An 18338-nucleotide genomic window follows, 5' to 3' on the forward strand; every position below is an offset into this window, starting at 1 on the left:
GGGTCTGTGATCGCCCGGCCTGCCGGCGTAGAGTAAAAAGCGAGATTGTGAAACTTTTCACAAAGTATCCGGCCGTTTCGGGAGGATCCCATGGGTACCGAAACCCGTATGGCAACGCACGTGCTCATCGTCGGTGGCGGCTACGTAGGCATGTACACCGCGCTCCGTCTGCACAAGAAGATGCGCCGCGAGCTCAAGAGCGGCGAACTGCAGATCACGGTGGTCGACCCCCAGTCGTACATGACCTACCAGCCGTTCCTGCCGGAGGCGGCGGCCGGCAACGTCGAGGCACGGCACGTCGTCGTGCCGCTGCGCCGCGTGCTCCCGCGGGCGACGATCCTCAACGGCCGGGTCACCAAGGTCGAGCACGCGAAGCGCCAGGCGTGGGTCCAGGTGGTCGGGAGCACCAGCGCGGAGGGAGGCGGCGGCGAGCAGTCCGCCGAGACGCGCGTGCTCTCCTACGACGTCCTCGTCTTCTGCCCCGGATCCATCTCCCGGACGCTGCCGATCCCCGGCCTCACCGAGTGCGGCATCGGTTTCAAGACGGTGGGCGAGGCCATCTACCTGCGCAACCACGTGCTCGCGCAGCTCGACATCGCGGCCTCGACGGCCAACGAGAAGGTCCGCAGGCGGGCGCTGACGTTCGTCTTCGTCGGCGGCGGCTACGCGGGTGTCGAGGCGCTGGCGGAGCTGGAGGACATGGCCCGCGACGCCTGCGACTACTACCCGACCATCGAACCGTCCGACATGCGGTGGGTGCTGGTCGAGGCGAGCGACCGCATCCTGCCGGAGGTCGGCCCGGAGATGGGCCGCTGGACGGTCGAGACGCTGCGGCGACGCGGCATCGCGATCAAACTCCAGACGCTCCTCAAATCGGCCGAAGGGCACCACATCGTCCTCAGTGATGGTGAAGAGTTCGACGTGGGAACACTCGTCTGGACGGCGGGTGTCAAACCCAATCCCCTCGTCCGGCGCACCGATCTCCCACTTGATGAGAAGGGCCGGCTCAAGGCCACCGCCGAGCTGACGGTGGAGGGCGTGGAGGGCGCTTTCACCGCCGGTGACATCGCGGCCGTTCCCGATCTGACGAAACCGGGCAACCTGACCGCGCCGAACGCGCAGCACGCCGTCCGGCAGGCGAAGGTCCTGGGGGACAACGTCGTCGCCATGCTGCGCGGCAAGGAGCTCAAGCGCTACGAACACTCCTACGCCGGCTCGGTCGCCAGCCTCGGGCTGCACAAGGGCGTCGCCCAGATCTACGGCGTGAAGATGCGGGGGCTCATCGCCTGGTGGCTGCACCGCACGTACCACCTGTCGCGGGTGCCCACGGTCAACCGCAAGGCGCGGGTGACCGCCGACTGGACCCTCGCCTTCTTCTTCAAGCGGGAGGTCGTCTCGCTGGGGTCGATCACGCGGCCCCGCGAGGAGTTCGAGCTCGCCGCTAAAGACTGAGTGGTATTCGGCCTGTAATTAGGGCGCGGCACTAATAGGCGTTATTTGTCGCATTTACTGGGTGGTCCCTTATTGGCTCATGCCCGGTATGATTACGCCGCCCCCGTAGCCCAACAGGCAGAGGCAGACTCCCTAAAAGAGTCGGTTGTGTCGGTTCGACTCCGACCGGGGGCACTGCAGCTTGACAAGGGTCGTGGGAAGCAATCCACACCTTTCGTCCGAGTGTCCCTGGCGGCATTATGGCCGTCAGTTCGGTCGGTATCGGTCCGCCGCTTCTTGTCCGATATCGGCCGCGCGGATCCGTGCAATCCGTGATATGGGCGTTCCGCGACGAGCCTGCCGATGCCTCTCCCGCGCGGCGCGGGAACGTGTGGGGGACCCTGCCGGTGGGGAACACGTGACCGGGCGCCGTCGTTGAATCGTCAACAACGAGTCGGAGGAGAGCCATGGAGAGCCGGAACCCGGTCCTGTCCCGGCGTGGCGCGTTCGGGCAGCAGTCGTCGGGATACGCCCCGAGCGTGTACCAGCTCGAGGCGATGTACAACACGTCGTCGTACGCGCCGCCCCGGTCGATGACGATCGACGACGTCGTCGTACGGTCCCTCCTCACGCTCGGCACGCTCGCCGTGGCGGGGGCCGCCGCGTGGATCCTCGTCCCGGACCGCCTCGCCAACGCCGTCGCGCTCGCCGGCGTCGTGGTCGGGCTGATCTGCTGGGCGATCCTGACGTTCGGCCGCCGGGTCAATCCCGCCCTCGTGCTCGGTTACGCGGCCGCGTACGGCGTGACGGTCGGCGTGGTGAGCCACGCCTACAACTCCTTCTACAACGGCGTGGTGCTGCAGGCCGTCGTCGGCACGGCGCTGGCGTTCGGCGCGACACTCACCGTCTACGCCCTGCGGATCGTCCGGGTGACCCCGAAATTCGTCCGCTTCGTGGTCGCCGCCGGGTTCGCGCTCCTGGGCCTCATGCTGCTCAACCTGCTCGTGTCGCTCTTCCACGTCGGCGGGATCGGGCTCCGGGAGAACGGCCCGCTCGGCATCGCCTTCAGCGTCGTCGCGATCCTCGTCGGCTGCTTCTACCTGCTGCTGGACTTCCGCTCCATCGAGGACGGGGTCCGCTCGGGCGCGCCGCGGAAGGCCGCGTGGCTCGCGGCGTTCGGACTGACCGTGAGCCTGCTCTGGATCTACCTGGAGCTGCTCCGGTTCCTGTCCTACTTCTACGACCGGGACTGACGAGGGCGCCGACAAGGACTGACGCGGGCGGCGTGCGGCGGATGCCGCCAGGGCATGGCCGGCGCCGGCGCCTCCGCGAGGAGCGGGGCGCCGGCGCCGGCTCAGCCGTGGAAGTCCGGACCGGCGCGCACGATCGTCGCCCGGACGACGACCCGGCGATCTCGTTCCATCGCCGCGCGGTAGTCGTCCCAGTCGGGATGCTCGCCGGAGACCTTCCGGTAGTAGTCGATCAGTGGGTCCATCGCGTCGGGCAGGCGGACGACCTCGGCCTCGCCGTCCACCTGGATCCACTCGCCGAAGAAGGCGTCAGTGAAGACACAGAAGGTGACGCGGGGATCGCGCACCAGGTTGCGCGTCTTCGCCGCGGTCTCGCGTGTGCTGACGATGATCCGCCCCTCGTCATCGGCCGCGCAGAGGACAGGCGAGGTCTGCGGGCGGCCGTCGGCGTGGAACGTGACCATCACCGCTCGGTGGTGCTTGGCGATGAAGTCGAGCGCCCTGCGCTGCTCCACGCCGGGTCAGAATCGGACGGCGCGCCGGTGCAGCTCGTGCTCGTGCACGAGGGCGGAGGCGTAGCCGTGGGAGAGTCCGTGTTCGTCCGCCAGCCAGTTGACCCGCTCGTCGCATCGGAGGAAGGCGGGGCCGTTGTCTATGGCTTCGAACCACTCGGGGAGGTCACGTCCTGTGACTTTCGGGATGCGTGCGATGAGGTTCTTGTGCGTCTCCGGTGAGTGGTTCAAAGACATAGGCACCTCCTGGCTGGGCGTGCTGCTTGTTGATGACTCTGCAACACCCATCGCAATCACACAACCCCCCGGCGGAGAGCTTTCTGTCACGGCACGTAGATCATTCGTCACCGTCCGCCCGTCGCAGGTTACGAGGTGCTAACGAAACTCCCCGGCGGGCGTGTCCCGCCGGGGAGTTTTACGTGAACCGGCCCGTCGCTTGGGCCTCCGGACACCTCAGCTGAGGCGCTCGAACACCATCGCCATGCCCTGGCCGCCGCCGACGCACATCGTCTCGAGGCCGAAGGTCTTGTCGTGCCACTGGAGCCCGTTGAGGAGCGTGCCCGTGATCCGCGCGCCGGTCATGCCGAACGGGTGGCCCACCGCGATCGCGCCGCCGTTGACGTTCAGCTTGTCGAGGTCGATCCCCAGGTCGCGGTAGGACGGGATCACCTGCGCGGCGAACGCCTCGTTGATCTCGACGAGGTCGATGTCGTCGATCGTCAGGCCGCCTCGCCTCAAGGCCTGGCGGGACGCCTCCACCGGCCCGAGCCCCATGATCTCCGGCGACAGCGCCGAGACCCCGGAGGAGACGATGCGGGCCAGCGGCGTGATGCCGAGCTCCGCCGCCTTGGTGTCGCTCATCACGACGACCGCGGCCGCGCCGTCGTTGAGCGGGCAGCAGTTGCCGGCCGTCACCGTCCCGTCGGGCCGGAAGACCGGCTGGAGCTGGGAGACCTTCTCGAGCGTCGTTCCGGCGCGCGGGCCGTCGTCCTTGCTGACCACGGTGCCGTCGGGCAGCTCCACCGGCGTGATCTCACGCTCGAAGAAGCCGTTCTCGATCGCCTTCTCGGCGAGGTTCTGGGAGCGCACTCCGAACTCGTCCTGCTCCTCACGGCTGATGCCGCGCAGCTGGGCGACGTTCTCGGCGGTCTGGCCCATCGCGATGTAGACGTCGGGGAGCGCGCCGTCCTCGCGGGGGTCGCGCCAGGTCTCGGCGTTGCCCTCGCCGCGCTTGGCGGTACGGGCCTGGGCCTCGCCGAACAGCGGGTTCTGGGTGTCGGGCAGGCCGTCGCTGCTGCCCTTGGCGAACCGGCTGACCATCTCCACCCCGGCGGAGACGATGACGTCCGCCTCGCCGGACCTGATGGCGTGGAAGGCCATTCGCGTGGTCTGCAGGGACGAGGAGCAGTAGCGCGTGATCGTGGCGCCCGGGATGTTGTCGTATCCGAGGAGGATGGCGACCACGCGGGCCATGTTGTAGCCCTGCTCGCCGCCGGGCAGGCCGCAGCCCAGCAGCAGGTCGTCGATGTCGTTCGGGTCCAGCTGCGGGACCTTGTCGAGCGCCGCCCGCACGATGCGCGCGGTGAGATCATCGGGGCGCAGGTCCTTCAGCGATCCCTTGAAGGCTCGACCGATCGGGGAGCGAGCGGTCGCGACGATGACAGCCTCGGGCATGATGGCTCTCCTTCTCCTTGGCCGGCCGGGCGGCGGCCCTCCAGTCCCGTTCGCAGGCTACTGCGTGCCAGGCCGCAAACCTACTGATGGGTAGCCCCGTGCGTCGACCACCCGCGGCGACTCACCGTCACGAGCGCCGAACCCGGTGGTCAGGGCGGGTGGGGTACCGTCTGAACAGAACTTATTGCCGACGACAGGGACGTCGCTGGTGCACGTGCACAACTCGCTGACGGAGCTCATCGGGGACACCCCCCTGGTGCGCCTTCGCAACGTCACGACCGGAGCCCGCGCGCAGGTGCTCGCCAAGGTCGAATACTTCAATCCGGGCGGCTCGGTGAAGGACCGCATCGCCGTCCGGATGGTCGAGGCCGCCGAGGAGTCCGGCGCCCTCAAGCCGGGTGGCACGATCGTCGAACCCACCTCCGGCAACACCGGTGTCGGGCTCGCGATCGTGGCGCAGGAGAAGGGCTACCGCTGCGTCTTCGTATGCCCGGACAAGGTCGCGAACGACAAGATCGCCGTCCTGCGGGCCTACGGCGCCGAGGTCGTGGTCTGCCCGACCGCGGTCTCACCGGACCACCCGGACTCCTACTACTCGGTCTCGGACCGGCTCGCCGCCGAGATCCCCGGAGCCTGGAAGCCCGACCAGTACGCCAACCCGAACAACCCGCGCTCCCACTATGAGACGACGGGGCCGGAGATCTGGGCGCAGACCGAGGGCCGGGTGACGCACTTCGTCGCGGGCATCGGGACCGGCGGCACCATCACCGGCACCGGCCGGTACCTCAAGGAGATCTCGGGCGGGCGTGTCAAGGTCATCGGCGCGGACCCGGAGGGATCGGTCTACTCCGGCGGCACCGGCCGGCCGTACCTCGTCGAGGGCGTGGGCGAGGACATCTGGCCCGAGACCTACGACCGGGACATCTGCGACCAGGTCATCGCCGTCAGCGACAAGGACTCGTTCACCATGACGCGGCGGCTGGCCCGCGAGGAGGGGCTGCTCGTCGGGGGCTCCTGCGGGCTCGCGGTCGTGGCCGCGCTGCGCGTCGCGGCCGAGGCCGGCCCCGACGACGTGGTCGTCGTCCTGCTGCCCGACGGCGGCCGCGGCTACCTGTCCAAGATCTTCAATGACGACTGGATGGCCGACTACGGCTTCCTCAGTGCCGAGACCGAGGAGCCGCGCATCGCCGACGTGCTGGCCCGCAAGGGGTCCGGGCTGCCGGAGTTCGTGCACGTCCATCCGCATGAGACGGTCGGCACCGCAGTGTCCATCCTGCGGGAGTACGACGTCTCCCAGCTGCCCGTCATGAAGGAGGAGCCGCCGGTCATGGCCGCCGAGGTCGTCGGCTCCGTCGGGGAGCGCGACCTTCTGGCCGCCCTGGTCAGCGGCAAGGCGGGTCTCGACGATCCGCTGAGCGACCACATGGCGCCGCCGCTGCCGATGGTCGGCTCGGGGGAGGGCGTGAGCAAGGCCGTGAGCGTCCTGGAGAACGCCGGTGCCGCCGTCGTCCTCGTCGACGGCAAGCCGGCCGGTCTCATCACCCGCCAGGACCTCCTGGGCTTCCTCGCGACCGGCTGACCGGCCGACCGGGCGATAGGCCACAACGAACGACGAGGTCACACTCGACGACGAGGCCCCGGTGCGTGCGACGAGCGCGCCACCGGGGCCTCGTCGCGTCAGCCGGCCGGTGAGGTCGCTCAGGCGGGACGGGTGGTGGCCGCCGTGGGCGCCGGGCTCCGGGCCGGAGCGCCGCCGAGCACGAGCCACCAGCGGCCGTCGTGCCTGACCAGCACGACCTGGTCGTGGTACGGGCCGTGGCCGGTGTGGCCGACGAGGCCCACCGACGCGAAGTCGGGGGCGACGTCCCGGCGGATGTCCAGGTGATCGACCACGAGGTCCCCGCCGGCGCGCGTGACGAGCCGGTGCGCGTCGTCCCTGGCCGAGCGGTCGTGCCGCCGGTCGTCTCGCACGAGCGCGAGCAGGGCCTTCTCGTCCTTCGCGTTGATCGCCTTGACGTAGGCGTCCATGACGTCCCGCGGGGAGTCGGCCCCGCTGGAGGACGAGCAGGCGCCCGGCGCCTGCGTGGCGATGATCAGGCAGGCGAGGACGAGCAGGCGCCCGCGCCGGCGGAGCTGCGAATACGGCGTCACGGTGGCTCCTACGGTGTGGGTCACGTCCGGTGGGCGTACCAGCGGGCGTGGGGGAACTGCTGAAGGAGGTAGGAGAGCTTTCGATGCCAGGTGTCGTTGCTGTGGTAGTCGAGGTAGCGCTCGCCGCGGCGGTCCCACGCCACCACGATCATGCTGTGGTCCTTTCCGCTCCCAGGGTCGAAGTCGGCTTGGAGGACGTCGCCGGGCTGGAGATACCAGACGTTGCCGAGTCGGGCGGTCCGGTGGGACTTGTCCCTAGCGAAAATGCCCCAATCCTCCGCATTGGCCCATGTATGGCTGGTGGTATGGGTATTCGACCCGTAATACCACTTCGTCTTGTCCTTGCGGCTCCAGAAGCCCGAGCCGATGAACCGCCAGCCGCCCTGCCGCATGGCCTGGGAGATGAAATTGGTGCAATCCTGGGCGTAAGTGCGGTACGCGCCGTTGTGGTGATACCAGTACTTCTCCGCGTACCAGACCGCCGCCGCCTTCTCCCGCGCGCCCAGTCCCTGCGTCGCCATCGGGACGTCGCCCCGGGCCCCGTCGGCGGGTCTCCTCGTGTCGGCCGGCGGCCCGTCTCCCGGCCGAGGGGCGGGGTCGTCCGGCGTGGGCGGTGCGGGCGGCGGAGACTCGAGCCGGGTGCCGGGCGGCGGCCCGCCGGGCGCCACCCGTGCGTGGTCGGTGGTCACCCGCCAGACCCCGCCCGATCGCAGGAACTCCAGGTCGTGCGGCAGGACGTAGGCCTCGTGATCGGACGGTGCGTCCGCGGCGACCGAGGCGAAGAAGAGCTCGGTGTACTCGGTGACGTCCAGCCTGGCCCGGGAGCCGTCGACGGTGAGCGCGCCCGGCGTGACCTCGACCTCGGCGCTGCGGTAACCGCCGTCGATCAGCCGCAGCGCGTCGCGGCGCCGCGTCAGCGCGACGGCCTCCTGAGCGAACGTCCGCGCGAGCTCGCCGCCCATGGTCGAGGCGTCACTGGCCCGCCGGCCGCCGCCCGCGGGCGTCAGCTGGTCGGCGCGCCTCTGCAGATATCTCTTCGCGATCGCGGCGAACGTCACCTTGGACGGTGCGCCGTCCGCGGCCGCATGCGACGCGGAAAGCGGTGACAATGCAGTGCCGGCGCACGACAGAACGGACACAAAACTGTGAATCGCCCGATTCAAGAGATGACCCCCGTACATCTCCGAACGCCCGGCCGGTCGGCGGGGCGGTGACGCACCGATTCTCAATCGCCGCCCATTTCCCTGTCAAGGAAAGGTCGAACGGCGGAATTCCCGGCAATGAATAATGAATCGGCGAAAAGCGAAGCCCCGGCGGCGCGAGGAGCGCGCCGCCGGGGCCTCAGTGCGTCACCGGCCGGTCAGACCGGGCGGTCGACCAGGTCGTACGGCTCCGCCGCCGGCGGTTCGTCCCGCCGCCGGACCGCGTCGCCGTGCCCGGGCCACCATGCCTTGTGGCCCAGCAGCGCCGTGATGGACGGCACGAAGAACGCCGACATGACGAAGGCGGACAGCAGGATGCCGATCGCGACGCCGAAGCCGATCTCCGCCGACATCGAGTCCGGCGAGAGGGTCAGGGCTCCGAAGGTGCCGGCCAGGATCACGCCGGCCGCCGCGACGGTCGGCCCGGCGTGCTGGATGCCGAGCGCGGCGGCGCGCCGCGGGTCATGGCCTTCCTGCGCCTCCTCGCGAAGCCGGGCGATCATCAGGATGTTGTAGTCCGTGCCGATCGCCAGGACGAAGAGGTACAGGATGATCGGGAGCTGGAACATCAGCCCGCTCTTGCCCTCGGCGCCCTGGAACACCCCGACGGTCGCGCCGAGCGTGGCCGTGAAGCCGAGCAGCACCGCGATCACCAGGTAGATCGGAGCGACCAGCGCGCGCAGCAGCAGCGCGAGGATCAGGCCGATCAGCAGGACCGCCACCGGGAGGATGACCGACAGGTCGCGGTTGTTGACCGTGTTGATGTCGGCGAACGCCGCGGTGGTGCCGCCCACCAGCACCTTGGTGCCGGGCGGGGCGTTCTGGTGCGCGACGTCCCGGAAGGGCCCCTTGACCAGGCTGATCGCCTCGTTGGAGTTGGGGTTCAGCTTGAGGATGACGGTGATCTTGGCGACGCTTCCGTCCTGGCTGAACTGCGGCGGCGCCACCTGGCCGACACCCTTGGCTCCCGCCAGCGTCCGGTCGAACTTGCTCACCGCGGTCTTGTCGAGCGGGCCGCTGCCCTGGACGTACACCTCGGTGGGCGCCGTCAGGCCGGATGGCAGGCTCGCCCGCAGGTCCTTCATCGCCTTGGCCGACTCGGTGTTCTGCGGGGCCGCGGCCTGGAAGTCGTAGTCGGCCTTGAACGCGAGGGCGCCCGCGGCCAGGGCCACGAGGACGATGCCGGAGGCCAGCGCCGCCGCGACCGGCCGGCGGCCGACGCCGTTGCCGATCTTCACCCACAGGCCGGGCTTCGGCTCCTTCTTCCACGCCTTCGACGGCCAGAACACGAAACGGCCCAGCAGCGACACGATCGCGGGGACGAGCGTCAGCGACGTGACGAACATGACGGCGACGGCGATCGCCAGCTGTGGCCCGAGTGAGCCGAACGCCTTGAACGACGCGAGCACCAGGACGATGAACGCGGCGATGACCGCGCCGGCGGCCGAGGCGATGGCCTCACCGACCCGCTCGACGCTCGTGATCATCGCGGTCTTCTTGTCGTCACCGGCCCGCAGCCGCTCCCGGTACCGGAAGAGCAGGAACAAGATGTAGTCGGTGCCGATGCCGTACAGGACGACGAGGATGATGACGTTGAAGCCCTCGTCGAAGCTGAGGTCGAACGCCTTCCCGATGAACGCGGTGACGGCGTTCGCCACCTGGGACACCAGGACGATCACGATGATGGGCAGGAACGCCGCGATCGGGCTGCGGAAGATGATCAAAATCAGCGTGATGATCAGGACGATCGTCGCGAGTCCGATCAGCTCCATCGTCTGCTGGTTGGACTTCTCGTTGTCCAGGCTGGAGGCGAAGTCACCGGCGACGCCGTAGGCCAGACCGCTGCCCTTGAGCTGGGCGGCGGTCACGTCACGAACCTGTTTGACCGCGTCCTGGCCTGTCTTCTGGGTCTTGCTGTCGAAGCCGTTCGGCAGCCCGACGACGATCAGCTGCACCTTGTGGTTCTGCGAGAGCGTCGTCTTCGGGTCGGTGGCGACCTGCTGGACGCCCGGGATGGCCTTGGCCTGGATCGCCTTCGCCGCCTCGCCGATCTTCTGCTGGTCGGCGCCGGTCAGCGGGCCCCCGTCGCTCCGCTTGACGACGACCATCTGCCGGCTGACCTTTTGATCCCCGCTGGGGAACGCCTTCTCCGCGAGGGTCGAGGCCGCGACCGACTCGTACTTCTTCGGCAGGAACGCCTGCTGGTCCGACTTGGTGGTCAGTTTGGGGGCGAACACCACCAGGACGGCCGCCGCGACGAGCCACGCGACGATCGTCCACCAAGGGTGTCTGACGACACCACGCCCCAGCCATCCGAACACGGGTGGCTCCCCTTCGTAGAGTGTCTTTGAGTAACGCACCGACGATATCCAGGCAAAACGGGCTTTGCCTCACCGTTAGAGTCGATATCCGCCCTAGTCCCTACGGTGGAGACGGATCATCCCCCGGTATGGACGGCGCGCCGCTCAGCCGCCCCCTAAGAGGCACTAACCTCGCGTGCATGGACGGTTTCAACCACGAGACCGGCTTCGAGACCCTCGCCATCCACGCAGGTCAAGAGGCCGATCCCGCGACAGGGGCGGTCGTTCCGCCGATATATCAGGTGTCCACGTACAAGCAGGACGGCGTCGGCGGACTGCGCGGTGGATACGAGTACAGCCGGTCGGCCAACCCGACCCGGACGGCGCTGGAGGAGTGCCTCGCCGCGATCGAGGGCGGCGTGCGGGGTCTCGCGTTCGCCTCGGGCATGGCCGCCGAGGACACTTTGCTGCGCACCATCTGCAAGCCGGGCGACCACGTGCTGATCCCCGATGACGCCTACGGCGGCACGTTCCGGCTGATCTCGAAGGTCCTCGCCCGGTGGGGCGTGGCGTACGACCCGGTGCCGCTGACGGACGTCCAGGCCGTGCGCGCCGCCGTACGCCCGGAGACCAGGGCCATCTGGGTCGAGACCCCCACGAACCCGCTGCTCGGCGTGGCCGACATCGCCGCGCTGGCGCACGTGGCACGGGAGGCGGGCGCCCGCCTCGTCGTGGACAACACCTTCGCCTCGCCGTACCTCCAGCGCCCGCTCGCCCTCGGCGCCGACGTCGTCGTGCACTCGACCACCAAGTACCTCGGCGGTCACTCCGACGTGGTCGGCGGCGCGCTCGTGGCCGCCGACGTCGAGCTCGCCCAGGAGCTGGCGTTCCACCAGAACGCCATGGGAGCCGTCGCCGGGCCGTTCGACGCGTGGTTGACCCTGCGCGGCATCAAGACGCTCGGCGTTCGCATGGACCGGCACTGCGCCAACGCCACGCGGATCGCCGAGTTCCTCAGCCGCCACCCGCGGGTCGCCGCCGTGCACTACCCGGGCCTGCCGCAGGACCCCGGCCACGAGGTCGCGGCCAAGCAGATGCGGGCGTTCGGCGGCATGGTGTCCTTCCGGCACGCCGACGGCGAGGACGCGGCCGTACGCGTCTGCGAGCGGGCGAAGGTCTTCACGCTCGGGGAGTCGCTGGGCGGCGTCGAGTCGCTGATCGAGCACCCGGGGCGGATGACGCACGCCTCCGCCGCCGGTTCGCCGCTGGAGGTGCCGGGCGACCTCGTACGCCTGTCGGTCGGCATCGAGGACGTCGACGACCTCCTCGCCGACCTGGAGCAGGCCCTCGAGAGTTAGGCGTTCCAGACCATCAGGACGAGGATCACCAGCCAGATGAGCGCGACGACGCCGGAGATCGTGGCGATCCGGCCGGTCTCCACCTTGGCGGGCTCGCCGAGCGGAGCCCGGGGCGCGGGTTCCGGCGTCGTGGGGCCCGCGTCCGCCGCCCCGGCGGCCGGGCCCTCGCCCGGCGCGGTGACGGCGCCGCCGCCGGCCGTCTCGGCCGCGGCGGTCTCCGCGGCCGACTGCGGGGCGGCGGCCGCCGGCGCCGGGCGCCGCTCGGCGTCGGCGACCTCGAGCTTGTGCACGGCCTTGCGCTGATCGCGCTCGACGATGAACAGCAGCACGAGGGCGACGATGAACAGGGTCATCGACGCCGACAGCCACATCTGGTCGAACCGCCCGTGCGCCAGGAGCGCGCCGAACAGGAAGATGCCCAGGGTGAGCAGGCCGTAGACCCGGGTCGCGCGGTTCAGGTAGCGCACGACGCCCGGCTGGGCCCGGCGGATGTAGCGGGGCGTCGCCATGGTCGCCGCGGTCAGCGGCCCCAGGGCGAAGATCGCGAAGCCGAGGTGCAGGAACAGGAGCAGGCGGTCGGCGCTCGACATGGTCTGGTCTTAGCCCGGAGCCTCCGTTCCAAACTCCCCGGACGACCCGCGCCGGGGCCGGGGCCGCATCACCCGCCCCCGCCCCGGCGGACCCGCAGGTAGTCCCGTACGACGAACTCGCCCAGCCGGTCCGGCGTCGGCGCGAACACACGGCCGCCGTTGCGCCGCGCGACCTCCTGCACGAACGCGACGAGGCGCTCGTCGTCGGCGAGCATGAAGATGTTCAGCGTCGCGCGCCGCCGGGTCATCTTGTCCACCTCGGCGAGCGTCAGCTCCAGCGTCTCGCGCGACGGCGGCCAGTCGAACGACGACCGGCCGTCCCGGAGCAGGTGCGCGGTCGGCTCGCCGTCCGTGATGATCAGCACGATCGGCTCGTGCTCGGGGTGCTTCTCCAGGTGCCGCCCGGCGATGAGCAGCGCGTGGTGCAGGTTCGTGCCCTGCACCATGTCCCAGTCCAGCCCGGCCAGCTCCGTGGGCGGCAGCACCCGCGCGTAGTTGGAGAACCCGATGACCTGGATCGCGTCCTGCGGGTACTTGCTCGCCACCAGCGTGTGCAGGGCGAGCGCGGTCTGCTTGGCCGAACCCCACGTGCCGCGCAGCGCCATGGAGTACGACAGGTCGACCAGCAGGCACACCGCCGCCGCCGTACGGCGCTCGGTCTCCAGCACCTCGAAGTCGTCCACCGTCAGGCGCACACCGGTTCCGCCCGCACGCGACCCGCCACGGCGCAGGGCGTTCGACACCGTGCGCACGACGTCGATCGGCTGTTCGTCGCCGTGCTGCCAGGGCCGGCTGCCGCCCGTCAGCTCGCCCGCCTGACCGGCGTCGGACTGGTCGTGGTCGCCGCGCCGGGCCGTGTCCAGCTGGGCGAACACCCGGCGCAGCGCGGTCTCCCCGAGGCGCCGCACCGCCTTCGGCGTCAGCTCCAGCGACCCGCCCTTGCGCTTCAGGTAGCCCTGGCGCTCCAGCTCGGCCTCGATGCGGCGCAGCTCGGCGAGGTCGTCGACCGCCTGGCGGCCCAGGGCCCGGCGCACCGCCTCCTCGTCGACGTCGTCCAGCCGCGCGCCGGGGTAGTCCTGCCGCAGCGCGCCCTCCAGCTCGGCCAGGTCCGCGAGCTCCTCCAGCGCGGTCGTCGCGTCACCCACGGACATCGGGTCCTCACCCGACATCCGCTCGGAGCCGGACCAGTCCAGGTCGGGCCGGCGCTGCCGCAGCGAGGACCCCAGCCGCTGCATCTCCATGGCCAACCCGGCGTCCTCCAGGGTCTGGGCCATCAGCGCCGCCAGCTCCGCCCGCTGGTCCGGGGTGAGCGAGGCGAGCAGGCGCTCCGTCGCGGCGGCGCGCCGCGCCAGGGAGTCGACGAGCTCCTCCAGGTTCCGCGGGTCCTCCGGGAAGAACTCGCCGTACTCCCGCATGAACGCCTCGAAGTCCTCCTGGGTGTGCTCGCCCCGGGCGTCCTTCTCCAGCATGTCGTTGAGCGCGGCCATCATGTCCTTGACCCGCCGCATCGCCGCCGGGTCGGGATCGCTCAGGGCCTGCTTCATGCCGCGGAACTGCGCGTCCAGCACGTCACGGCGCAGCAGGTCCTTCAGCTCCTCGAACGTCCGCCGCGCCTCCGGCGACCGCCACTCGTACGACGCGAGCCGGCGCACCGCCTGCGCGGTGTCGTTCGGCAGGGTGTCGAGCTCGGCCTCCCGCAGCCGCGCGTCGTCGCCCGGGTCCGGGAACAGCGCCGCACGCTCCTGGCCGATCGCCCGGTCGAGCAGCGCCCGCGCCTCCTCCAGCGTGCCGTCGAGCCGGCCGCGCCCGCGCAGCTCCTGCCGGCGGGACCGGACCTGCCGCAGAAGGTCGTCCAGCCCGCGCCGCCGCCGCTCGCCGGGCAGGCCGCGGCGCAGCAGGTCGCGCAGCGCGTCACCGGGGTTCGTGCCCTCCAGCATCGAATCGCCCATGGCGTCCAGCGCGGCGCGCACGTCGTACGGAGGGGCGAGCGGGTCCGGCCCCTCGTGGTACGGACCGTAGCGGTATCCGGCCACGGCGACCTCCTCCCTCGCTACGCCCGGCCCGCACCGAGCCGGGGCTCGCTCCCGTCCCGGCCTCCGCCGGAACGGGAAGATGACGGGGTCCGGGCCCCCGTCACGTCCGGTAGGTCGTGGTGCCGTCCTCGGTGTCCTTGGACAGCCGGCGCATGAGGTACAGCCCTTCCAGGGCGAACTCCAGCGCCGCCGCCGCGTGACCCGGCGACTCGCCCTCCATGCCGAGGGCGTTCATGATCCGGGACAGGCCGGGCACCGGGCCGATGCGGTGCAGCAGGTCGGCCGCCGCGACCAGCTCACCGGAGCCGACCGTGGCGCCGCGGTCGAACCGGTCGAGCAGGCCGCTCAGGTCGACCGGCCCGAGCGTGCGCCGCCAGGTCTCCGCGGTCGCCCGGCGGAGCAGGTGCGCCAGCACCTCCTCCTCACGGCCCTCCTCGCTCACCTCGAACTCGACCTTGCCGAGGAGCGTCGGCACGATCGAGGGCAGGTCGCAGACGCGTGCCACCGGCTGCTCCTCACCGGCCAGCGCGGAGCGGCGCAGCGCGGAGGCGGCGACCGTCTCGGTCGCGGCGATCGCGAACCGCGCGGACACGCCGGACCGCGTGTCGACCGCCGGGGATTCGCGCACCAGCCGGGTGAACCGCGCGATGACCTCCATCAGGTGCACCGGCACCGCCGCCGCGACCTCGGCCTCCTGGCCGATCAGGACGAGCTCCTCGTCGACGTCGAGGGGATAGTGGGTGCGGATCTCCGCGCCGAAGCGGTCCTTCAGCGGCGTGATGATCCGGCCGCGGTTGGTGTAGTCCTCCGGGTTCGCGCTGGCCACCAGCAGGATGTCGAGCGGCAGCCGCAGGTTGTAGCCGCGGATCTGCACGTCCCGCTCCTCCAGGACGTTCAGCAGCGAGACCTGGATGCGCTCGGCGAGGTCGGGCAGCTCGTTGACGCAGAAGACGCCGCGGTTCGTCCGTGGCACGAGGCCGTAGTGCACCGTCTCCGGGTCGCCGAGCGTGCGGCCCTCCGCGACCTTGATCGGGTCGATGTCGCCGATGAGGTCGCCGACGCTCGTGTCCGGCGTGGCGAGCTTCTCGCCGTACCGCTCGTCCCGGTGTTTCCAGGCCACCGGCAGGTCGTCGCCCGCCTCGGCGAGCAGCCGGCGGCAGCGCACGCACACCGGGGCGTACGGGTGGTCGTTGATCTCACAGCCCTCGACGATGGGAGTCCACTCGTCCAGCAGCCCGCCCAGCGTGCGGATCAGCCGGGACTTGCCCTGACCGCGCTCACCGAGCAGGACGAGGTCGTGCCCGGCGAGGAGCGCGCGCTCGACGTGCGGCAGAACCGTGCCGTCGAACCCCACGATGCCCGGGAACCGGGGCTCTCCGGAGCGGAGCCGCGCGAGCAGGTTGTGCCGGATCTCGGCCTTCACGGACCGGTGGACATGGCCGGTCGCCCGGAGCTCCCCGAGCGTCGTCGGTCGCGTATTCACTGGGCACCGCTCCTCACTCGCCGGACGGCCGGCGTCCGTCGTGGCGCAGTACGTTCTTCAGCGTCAATGTTCCCGACCCTATGCCGGGAACCCCGCCGCCGCATCCGACCGGGGGGCGCGTCGCCCCACGAAGCCGATCATTGACCCGTGGCTTCGTCAGGCGGCTGTGGTAGACCGTAAGCATCGGACCCACGGTGGAGGGGAGGGGGGCGAATGGCGCGTTTCGGCGACGGGCTGGCGGTCGGTCCGGACCTGGTCGCGGCCGCGGAGTCCGCGGTGGCACAGGCGGTGGCCCCGCTGGACGGCCCTCCGGATCTGGTGTTCGTCTTCGTGTCCGCGCCGAGCCCGGAGGCCGTCGAGCCGGCGGCGCAGCGGGCGATGGAGGTCGCGGGCACCCCCAACGTCATCGGCTGCGGCGCGCCCGGGGTGATCGGCGGCAGTCACGGAGTCGAGGGGGTCAGCGCGGTCAGCGCCTGGGCGGCGTGCCTCCCGGAGGCGCGCGTCGAGCCGTTCCGGCTCGAGACGCTCAAGTTCCCCGGGTCGGACGACGAGGCGACGTCGCGCCTGGCGGTCGTGGGCATGCCGCAGACCCGTGACGACGACGTGGTGGCGGTGCTGCTCGCCGACCCGTACAGCTTCCCGGTGGACGCGTTCGTCGAGCGGTCCGGCGAGGTGCTGCCCGGCCTCCCGCTCGTGGGCGGCCTGGCGACCGGCCCGGGCGGCCGCGGGACCACCCGGCTCTTCGCGGACGGCGAGATCGCCGACTCCGGCGCCGTCGGAGTGCTCCTCGGCGGCTCGGTGATGACCTCCACCGTCGTCAGCCAGGGCGCCCGGCCCATCGGCCCGACCATGGTCGTCACCAAGGCCGAGGACAACATCCTGTACGAACTGGCCGGCATGCCCGCGCTGGCCAAGCTGGAGGAGATCGTCGGCGGGCTGCCGGAGGACGAGCGCGGGCTCGTCGAGGCGGGCCTGCTCATCGGCGTGGCCATGGACGAGTACGCCGAGCGGCAGGAGCGCGGCGACTTCCTGGTCCGCGGGGTGATCGGCGCGGACCCCGAGGTGGGCGCGCTCGCGGCCGGGGAGATCATCGAGATCGGCCGCACCGTCCGCTTCCACGTGCGCGACGCCGACGCGGCGGACGAGGACCTCGGTCGCCTCCTGGGCGACCTGGACCTGACGCCCATCGAGGGCGCGCTGCTGTTCTCGTGCACGGGCCGGGGCCGCGCGATGTTCGTCGACTCCGACCATGACGTGCGCACGCTGCGCGAGGTGCTCGGCGGACCCGGCGTCGGCGGGTTCTTCGCCGCGGGGGAGATCGGGCCGGTCGCGGGGCGCAACCACGTCCACAGCTTCACCGCGTCCATCCTGGCCTTCGGGCCCGGCGGCAAGGAGGGTCCCGCGTGACGGGCTGTGTCCTCGCGGTCGACATCGGCGGCACCAAGCTGGCGGTCGCGCATGTCGAGCCGGGCGGGCGGATCGCCGCGTACGAGCGCATGGCGACGCCGCAGCCGCCGCACGCCGAAGCCGAGACCCTCTGGCGGACCATGCTCAGCCTGATCGACCGGCTGCCCGACACGCGGCCGGTCGGCGTCGGGGTCGGCTGCGGCGGCCCGATGAGCTGGCCGGGCGGGAAGGTCTCGCCGCTCAACATCCCGGCGTGGCGCGGGTTCCCGCTGCGCGAGCGGCTGCAGGAGCGGTACCCGGGCCTGCCGGTCCGGATCCACAACGACGCGGTCGCCGTCGCGGTCGGGGAGCACTGGCGCGGCGCGGGCCGCGGGCGCACCGACATGCTGGGCATGGTCGTCTCGACCGGCGTGGGCGGCGGCCTGATCCTCGGCGGCCGCCTCGTCGACGGTGTCAGCGGCAACGCGGGGCACATCGGCCACGTGATCGTCGACCATGAGGGGCCCTCCTGTGAGTGCGGCGGCCGCGGCTGCCTGGAGGCGATCGCGCGAGGCCCCGGCCTGGCGGCGTGGGCACGGGAGCAGGGCTGGACCGGCGAGACCGCCAAGGAGCTCGCCGACGACGCCGCCCGGGGGCACCCCATCGCCGTGCGGGCGATGAACCGCGCGGGCTGGGCGCTCGGTGTGGCGATCGCCTCCGCGACCCACCTGTGCGATCTGGAGGTCGTCGCGATCGGCGGCGGCCTGTCCCAGGCGGGGCCACTGCTGTTCCGGCCGCTGGAGGACACGCTGCGGGCCCACGCCCGCATGGACTTCGCCCGCCAGGCCCGGGTCGTCCCGGCCGCGCTGGGCCAGACGGCGGGCCTGATCGGCGCCGCCGCCTTCGTCCTCGCCGAGGACCGCTACTGGACGGTGGACGAGTAGGGCGCGTCCGGGCCGGAAACTCCG

At 71.1% G+C, this 18338-nt stretch carries 15 protein-coding genes and 1 tRNA gene; 7 read left to right on the top strand and 9 right to left on the bottom strand.

Annotated features, from left to right (window positions below; translation table 11 throughout):
* Window positions 1–108: 108 nt before the first annotated feature.
* The 3 genes from NE235_RS12445 (at window position 109) to NE235_RS12455 (ending at window position 2684) form a co-directional block, all read left to right on the top strand.
* The gene (locus NE235_RS12445) at window positions 109–1452 is read left to right on the top strand and encodes an NAD(P)/FAD-dependent oxidoreductase (protein ID WP_252802087.1); all 1344 of its coding nucleotides are present in this window, start codon (window positions 109–111) and stop codon (window positions 1450–1452) included.
* Between the two features lie 99 nt (window positions 1453–1551).
* Window positions 1552–1626 (top strand) — tRNA-Leu (locus NE235_RS12450).
* A 272-nt stretch (window positions 1627–1898) separates the two neighbouring features.
* Window positions 1899–2684 (top strand): Bax inhibitor-1/YccA family protein, encoded by a 786-nt coding sequence (locus NE235_RS12455; protein WP_252802089.1) that lies wholly within the window; start codon window positions 1899–1901, stop codon window positions 2682–2684.
* 101 nt (window positions 2685–2785) lie between these two features.
* Here NE235_RS12455 and NE235_RS12460 read toward each other — a convergent pair whose 3' ends face one another.
* From NE235_RS12460 to NE235_RS12470, 3 genes are all read right to left on the bottom strand, one after another.
* Window positions 2786–3196 (bottom strand): PPOX class F420-dependent oxidoreductase, encoded by a 411-nt coding sequence (locus NE235_RS12460; protein ID WP_252802091.1) that lies wholly within the window; start codon window positions 3194–3196, stop codon window positions 2786–2788.
* A gap of 6 nt (window positions 3197–3202) precedes the next feature.
* Complete coding sequence (locus NE235_RS12465; RefSeq protein ID WP_252777695.1) at window positions 3203–3430, bottom strand: DUF4287 domain-containing protein; 228 nt, start codon at window positions 3428–3430, stop codon at window positions 3203–3205.
* A 216-nt stretch (window positions 3431–3646) separates the two neighbouring features.
* Window positions 3647–4867, bottom strand: a complete 1221-nt coding sequence (locus NE235_RS12470; protein ID WP_252802093.1) for an acetyl-CoA C-acetyltransferase — start codon at window positions 4865–4867, stop codon at window positions 3647–3649.
* A 208-nt stretch (window positions 4868–5075) separates the two neighbouring features.
* On the opposite strand from NE235_RS12470, the gene NE235_RS12475 reads away from it, so the two are divergent.
* Window positions 5076–6446, top strand: coding sequence for a cystathionine beta-synthase (locus tag NE235_RS12475; protein ID WP_252802095.1), 1371 nt, complete (start codon window positions 5076–5078; stop codon window positions 6444–6446).
* 119 nt (window positions 6447–6565) lie between these two features.
* On the opposite strand, the gene NE235_RS12480 is transcribed toward NE235_RS12475, so the two are convergent.
* The 3 genes from NE235_RS12480 to NE235_RS12490 form a co-directional block, all read right to left on the bottom strand.
* Complete coding sequence (locus NE235_RS12480) at window positions 6566–7018, bottom strand: Cif family virulence factor (protein ID WP_252802097.1); 453 nt, start codon at window positions 7016–7018, stop codon at window positions 6566–6568.
* Between the two features lie 20 nt (window positions 7019–7038).
* Window positions 7039–8076: an amidase domain-containing protein gene (locus NE235_RS38140; RefSeq protein ID WP_252802099.1), complete on the bottom strand. Its 1038-nt coding sequence runs from the start codon at window positions 8074–8076 to the stop codon at window positions 7039–7041.
* Window positions 8077–8378: 302 nt separating this feature from the next.
* Window positions 8379–10541: an MMPL family transporter gene (locus NE235_RS12490; RefSeq protein ID WP_252802101.1), complete on the bottom strand. Its 2163-nt coding sequence runs from the start codon at window positions 10539–10541 to the stop codon at window positions 8379–8381.
* 179 nt (window positions 10542–10720) lie between these two features.
* On the opposite strand from NE235_RS12490, the gene NE235_RS12495 reads away from it, so the two are divergent.
* Window positions 10721–11878 (top strand): cystathionine gamma-synthase, encoded by a 1158-nt coding sequence (locus NE235_RS12495; RefSeq protein WP_252802103.1) that lies wholly within the window; start codon window positions 10721–10723, stop codon window positions 11876–11878.
* On the opposite strand, the gene NE235_RS12500 is transcribed toward NE235_RS12495, so the two are convergent.
* From NE235_RS12500 to NE235_RS12510, 3 genes are all read right to left on the bottom strand, one after another.
* Entirely contained in the window at window positions 11875–12468 is a 594-nt protein-coding gene (locus tag NE235_RS12500) for a hypothetical protein (RefSeq protein WP_252802105.1), read from the bottom strand. The genes NE235_RS12495 and NE235_RS12500 overlap by 4 nt on opposite strands.
* Window positions 12469–12536: 68 nt before the next feature.
* The gene (locus tag NE235_RS12505; protein ID WP_252802107.1) at window positions 12537–14501 is read right to left on the bottom strand and encodes a VWA domain-containing protein; all 1965 of its coding nucleotides are present in this window, start codon (window positions 14499–14501) and stop codon (window positions 12537–12539) included.
* 100 nt (window positions 14502–14601) lie between these two features.
* The gene (locus NE235_RS12510; RefSeq protein ID WP_252802109.1) at window positions 14602–15984 is read right to left on the bottom strand and encodes a sigma 54-interacting transcriptional regulator; all 1383 of its coding nucleotides are present in this window, start codon (window positions 15982–15984) and stop codon (window positions 14602–14604) included.
* A gap of 213 nt (window positions 15985–16197) precedes the next feature.
* On the opposite strand from NE235_RS12510, the gene NE235_RS12515 reads away from it, so the two are divergent.
* Window positions 16198–17391, top strand: coding sequence for an FIST signal transduction protein (locus tag NE235_RS12515; RefSeq protein WP_252802110.1), 1194 nt, complete (start codon window positions 16198–16200; stop codon window positions 17389–17391).
* Window positions 17388–18314 (top strand): ROK family protein, encoded by a 927-nt coding sequence (locus tag NE235_RS12520; RefSeq protein WP_252802112.1) that lies wholly within the window; start codon window positions 17388–17390, stop codon window positions 18312–18314. The genes NE235_RS12515 and NE235_RS12520 overlap by 4 nt, the downstream gene beginning before the upstream one ends.
* Window positions 18315–18338: the final 24 nt, after the last annotated feature.

Origin of the sequence: Actinoallomurus spadix, from assembly GCF_024055725.1 — a bacterium.
Taxonomy (GTDB): Bacteria; Actinomycetota; Actinomycetes; order Streptosporangiales; family Streptosporangiaceae; genus Actinoallomurus; species Actinoallomurus spadix.

What these genes read in the sequence shown, in the direction of transcription:
- NE235_RS12445 (WP_252802087.1), top strand. Translation starts at nt 109, where the DNA reads ATGGCAACGCACGTGCTCATCGTCGGTGGCGGCTACGTAGGCATGTAC.
- NE235_RS12515 (WP_252802110.1), top strand. Translation starts at nt 16,198, where the DNA reads ATGGCGCGTTTCGGCGACGGGCTGGCGGTCGGTCCGGACCTGGTCGCG.
- NE235_RS12495 (WP_252802103.1), top strand. Translation starts at nt 10,721, where the DNA reads ATGGACGGTTTCAACCACGAGACCGGCTTCGAGACCCTCGCCATCCAC.
- NE235_RS12465 (WP_252777695.1), bottom strand. Translation starts at nt 3,430, where the DNA reads ATGTCTTTGAACCACTCACCGGAGACGCACAAGAACCTCATCGCACGC.
- NE235_RS12470 (WP_252802093.1), bottom strand. Translation starts at nt 4,867, where the DNA reads ATGCCCGAGGCTGTCATCGTCGCGACCGCTCGCTCCCCGATCGGTCGA.
- NE235_RS12500 (WP_252802105.1), bottom strand. Translation starts at nt 12,468, where the DNA reads ATGTCGAGCGCCGACCGCCTGCTCCTGTTCCTGCACCTCGGCTTCGCG.
- NE235_RS12455 (WP_252802089.1), top strand. Translation starts at nt 1,899, where the DNA reads ATGGAGAGCCGGAACCCGGTCCTGTCCCGGCGTGGCGCGTTCGGGCAG.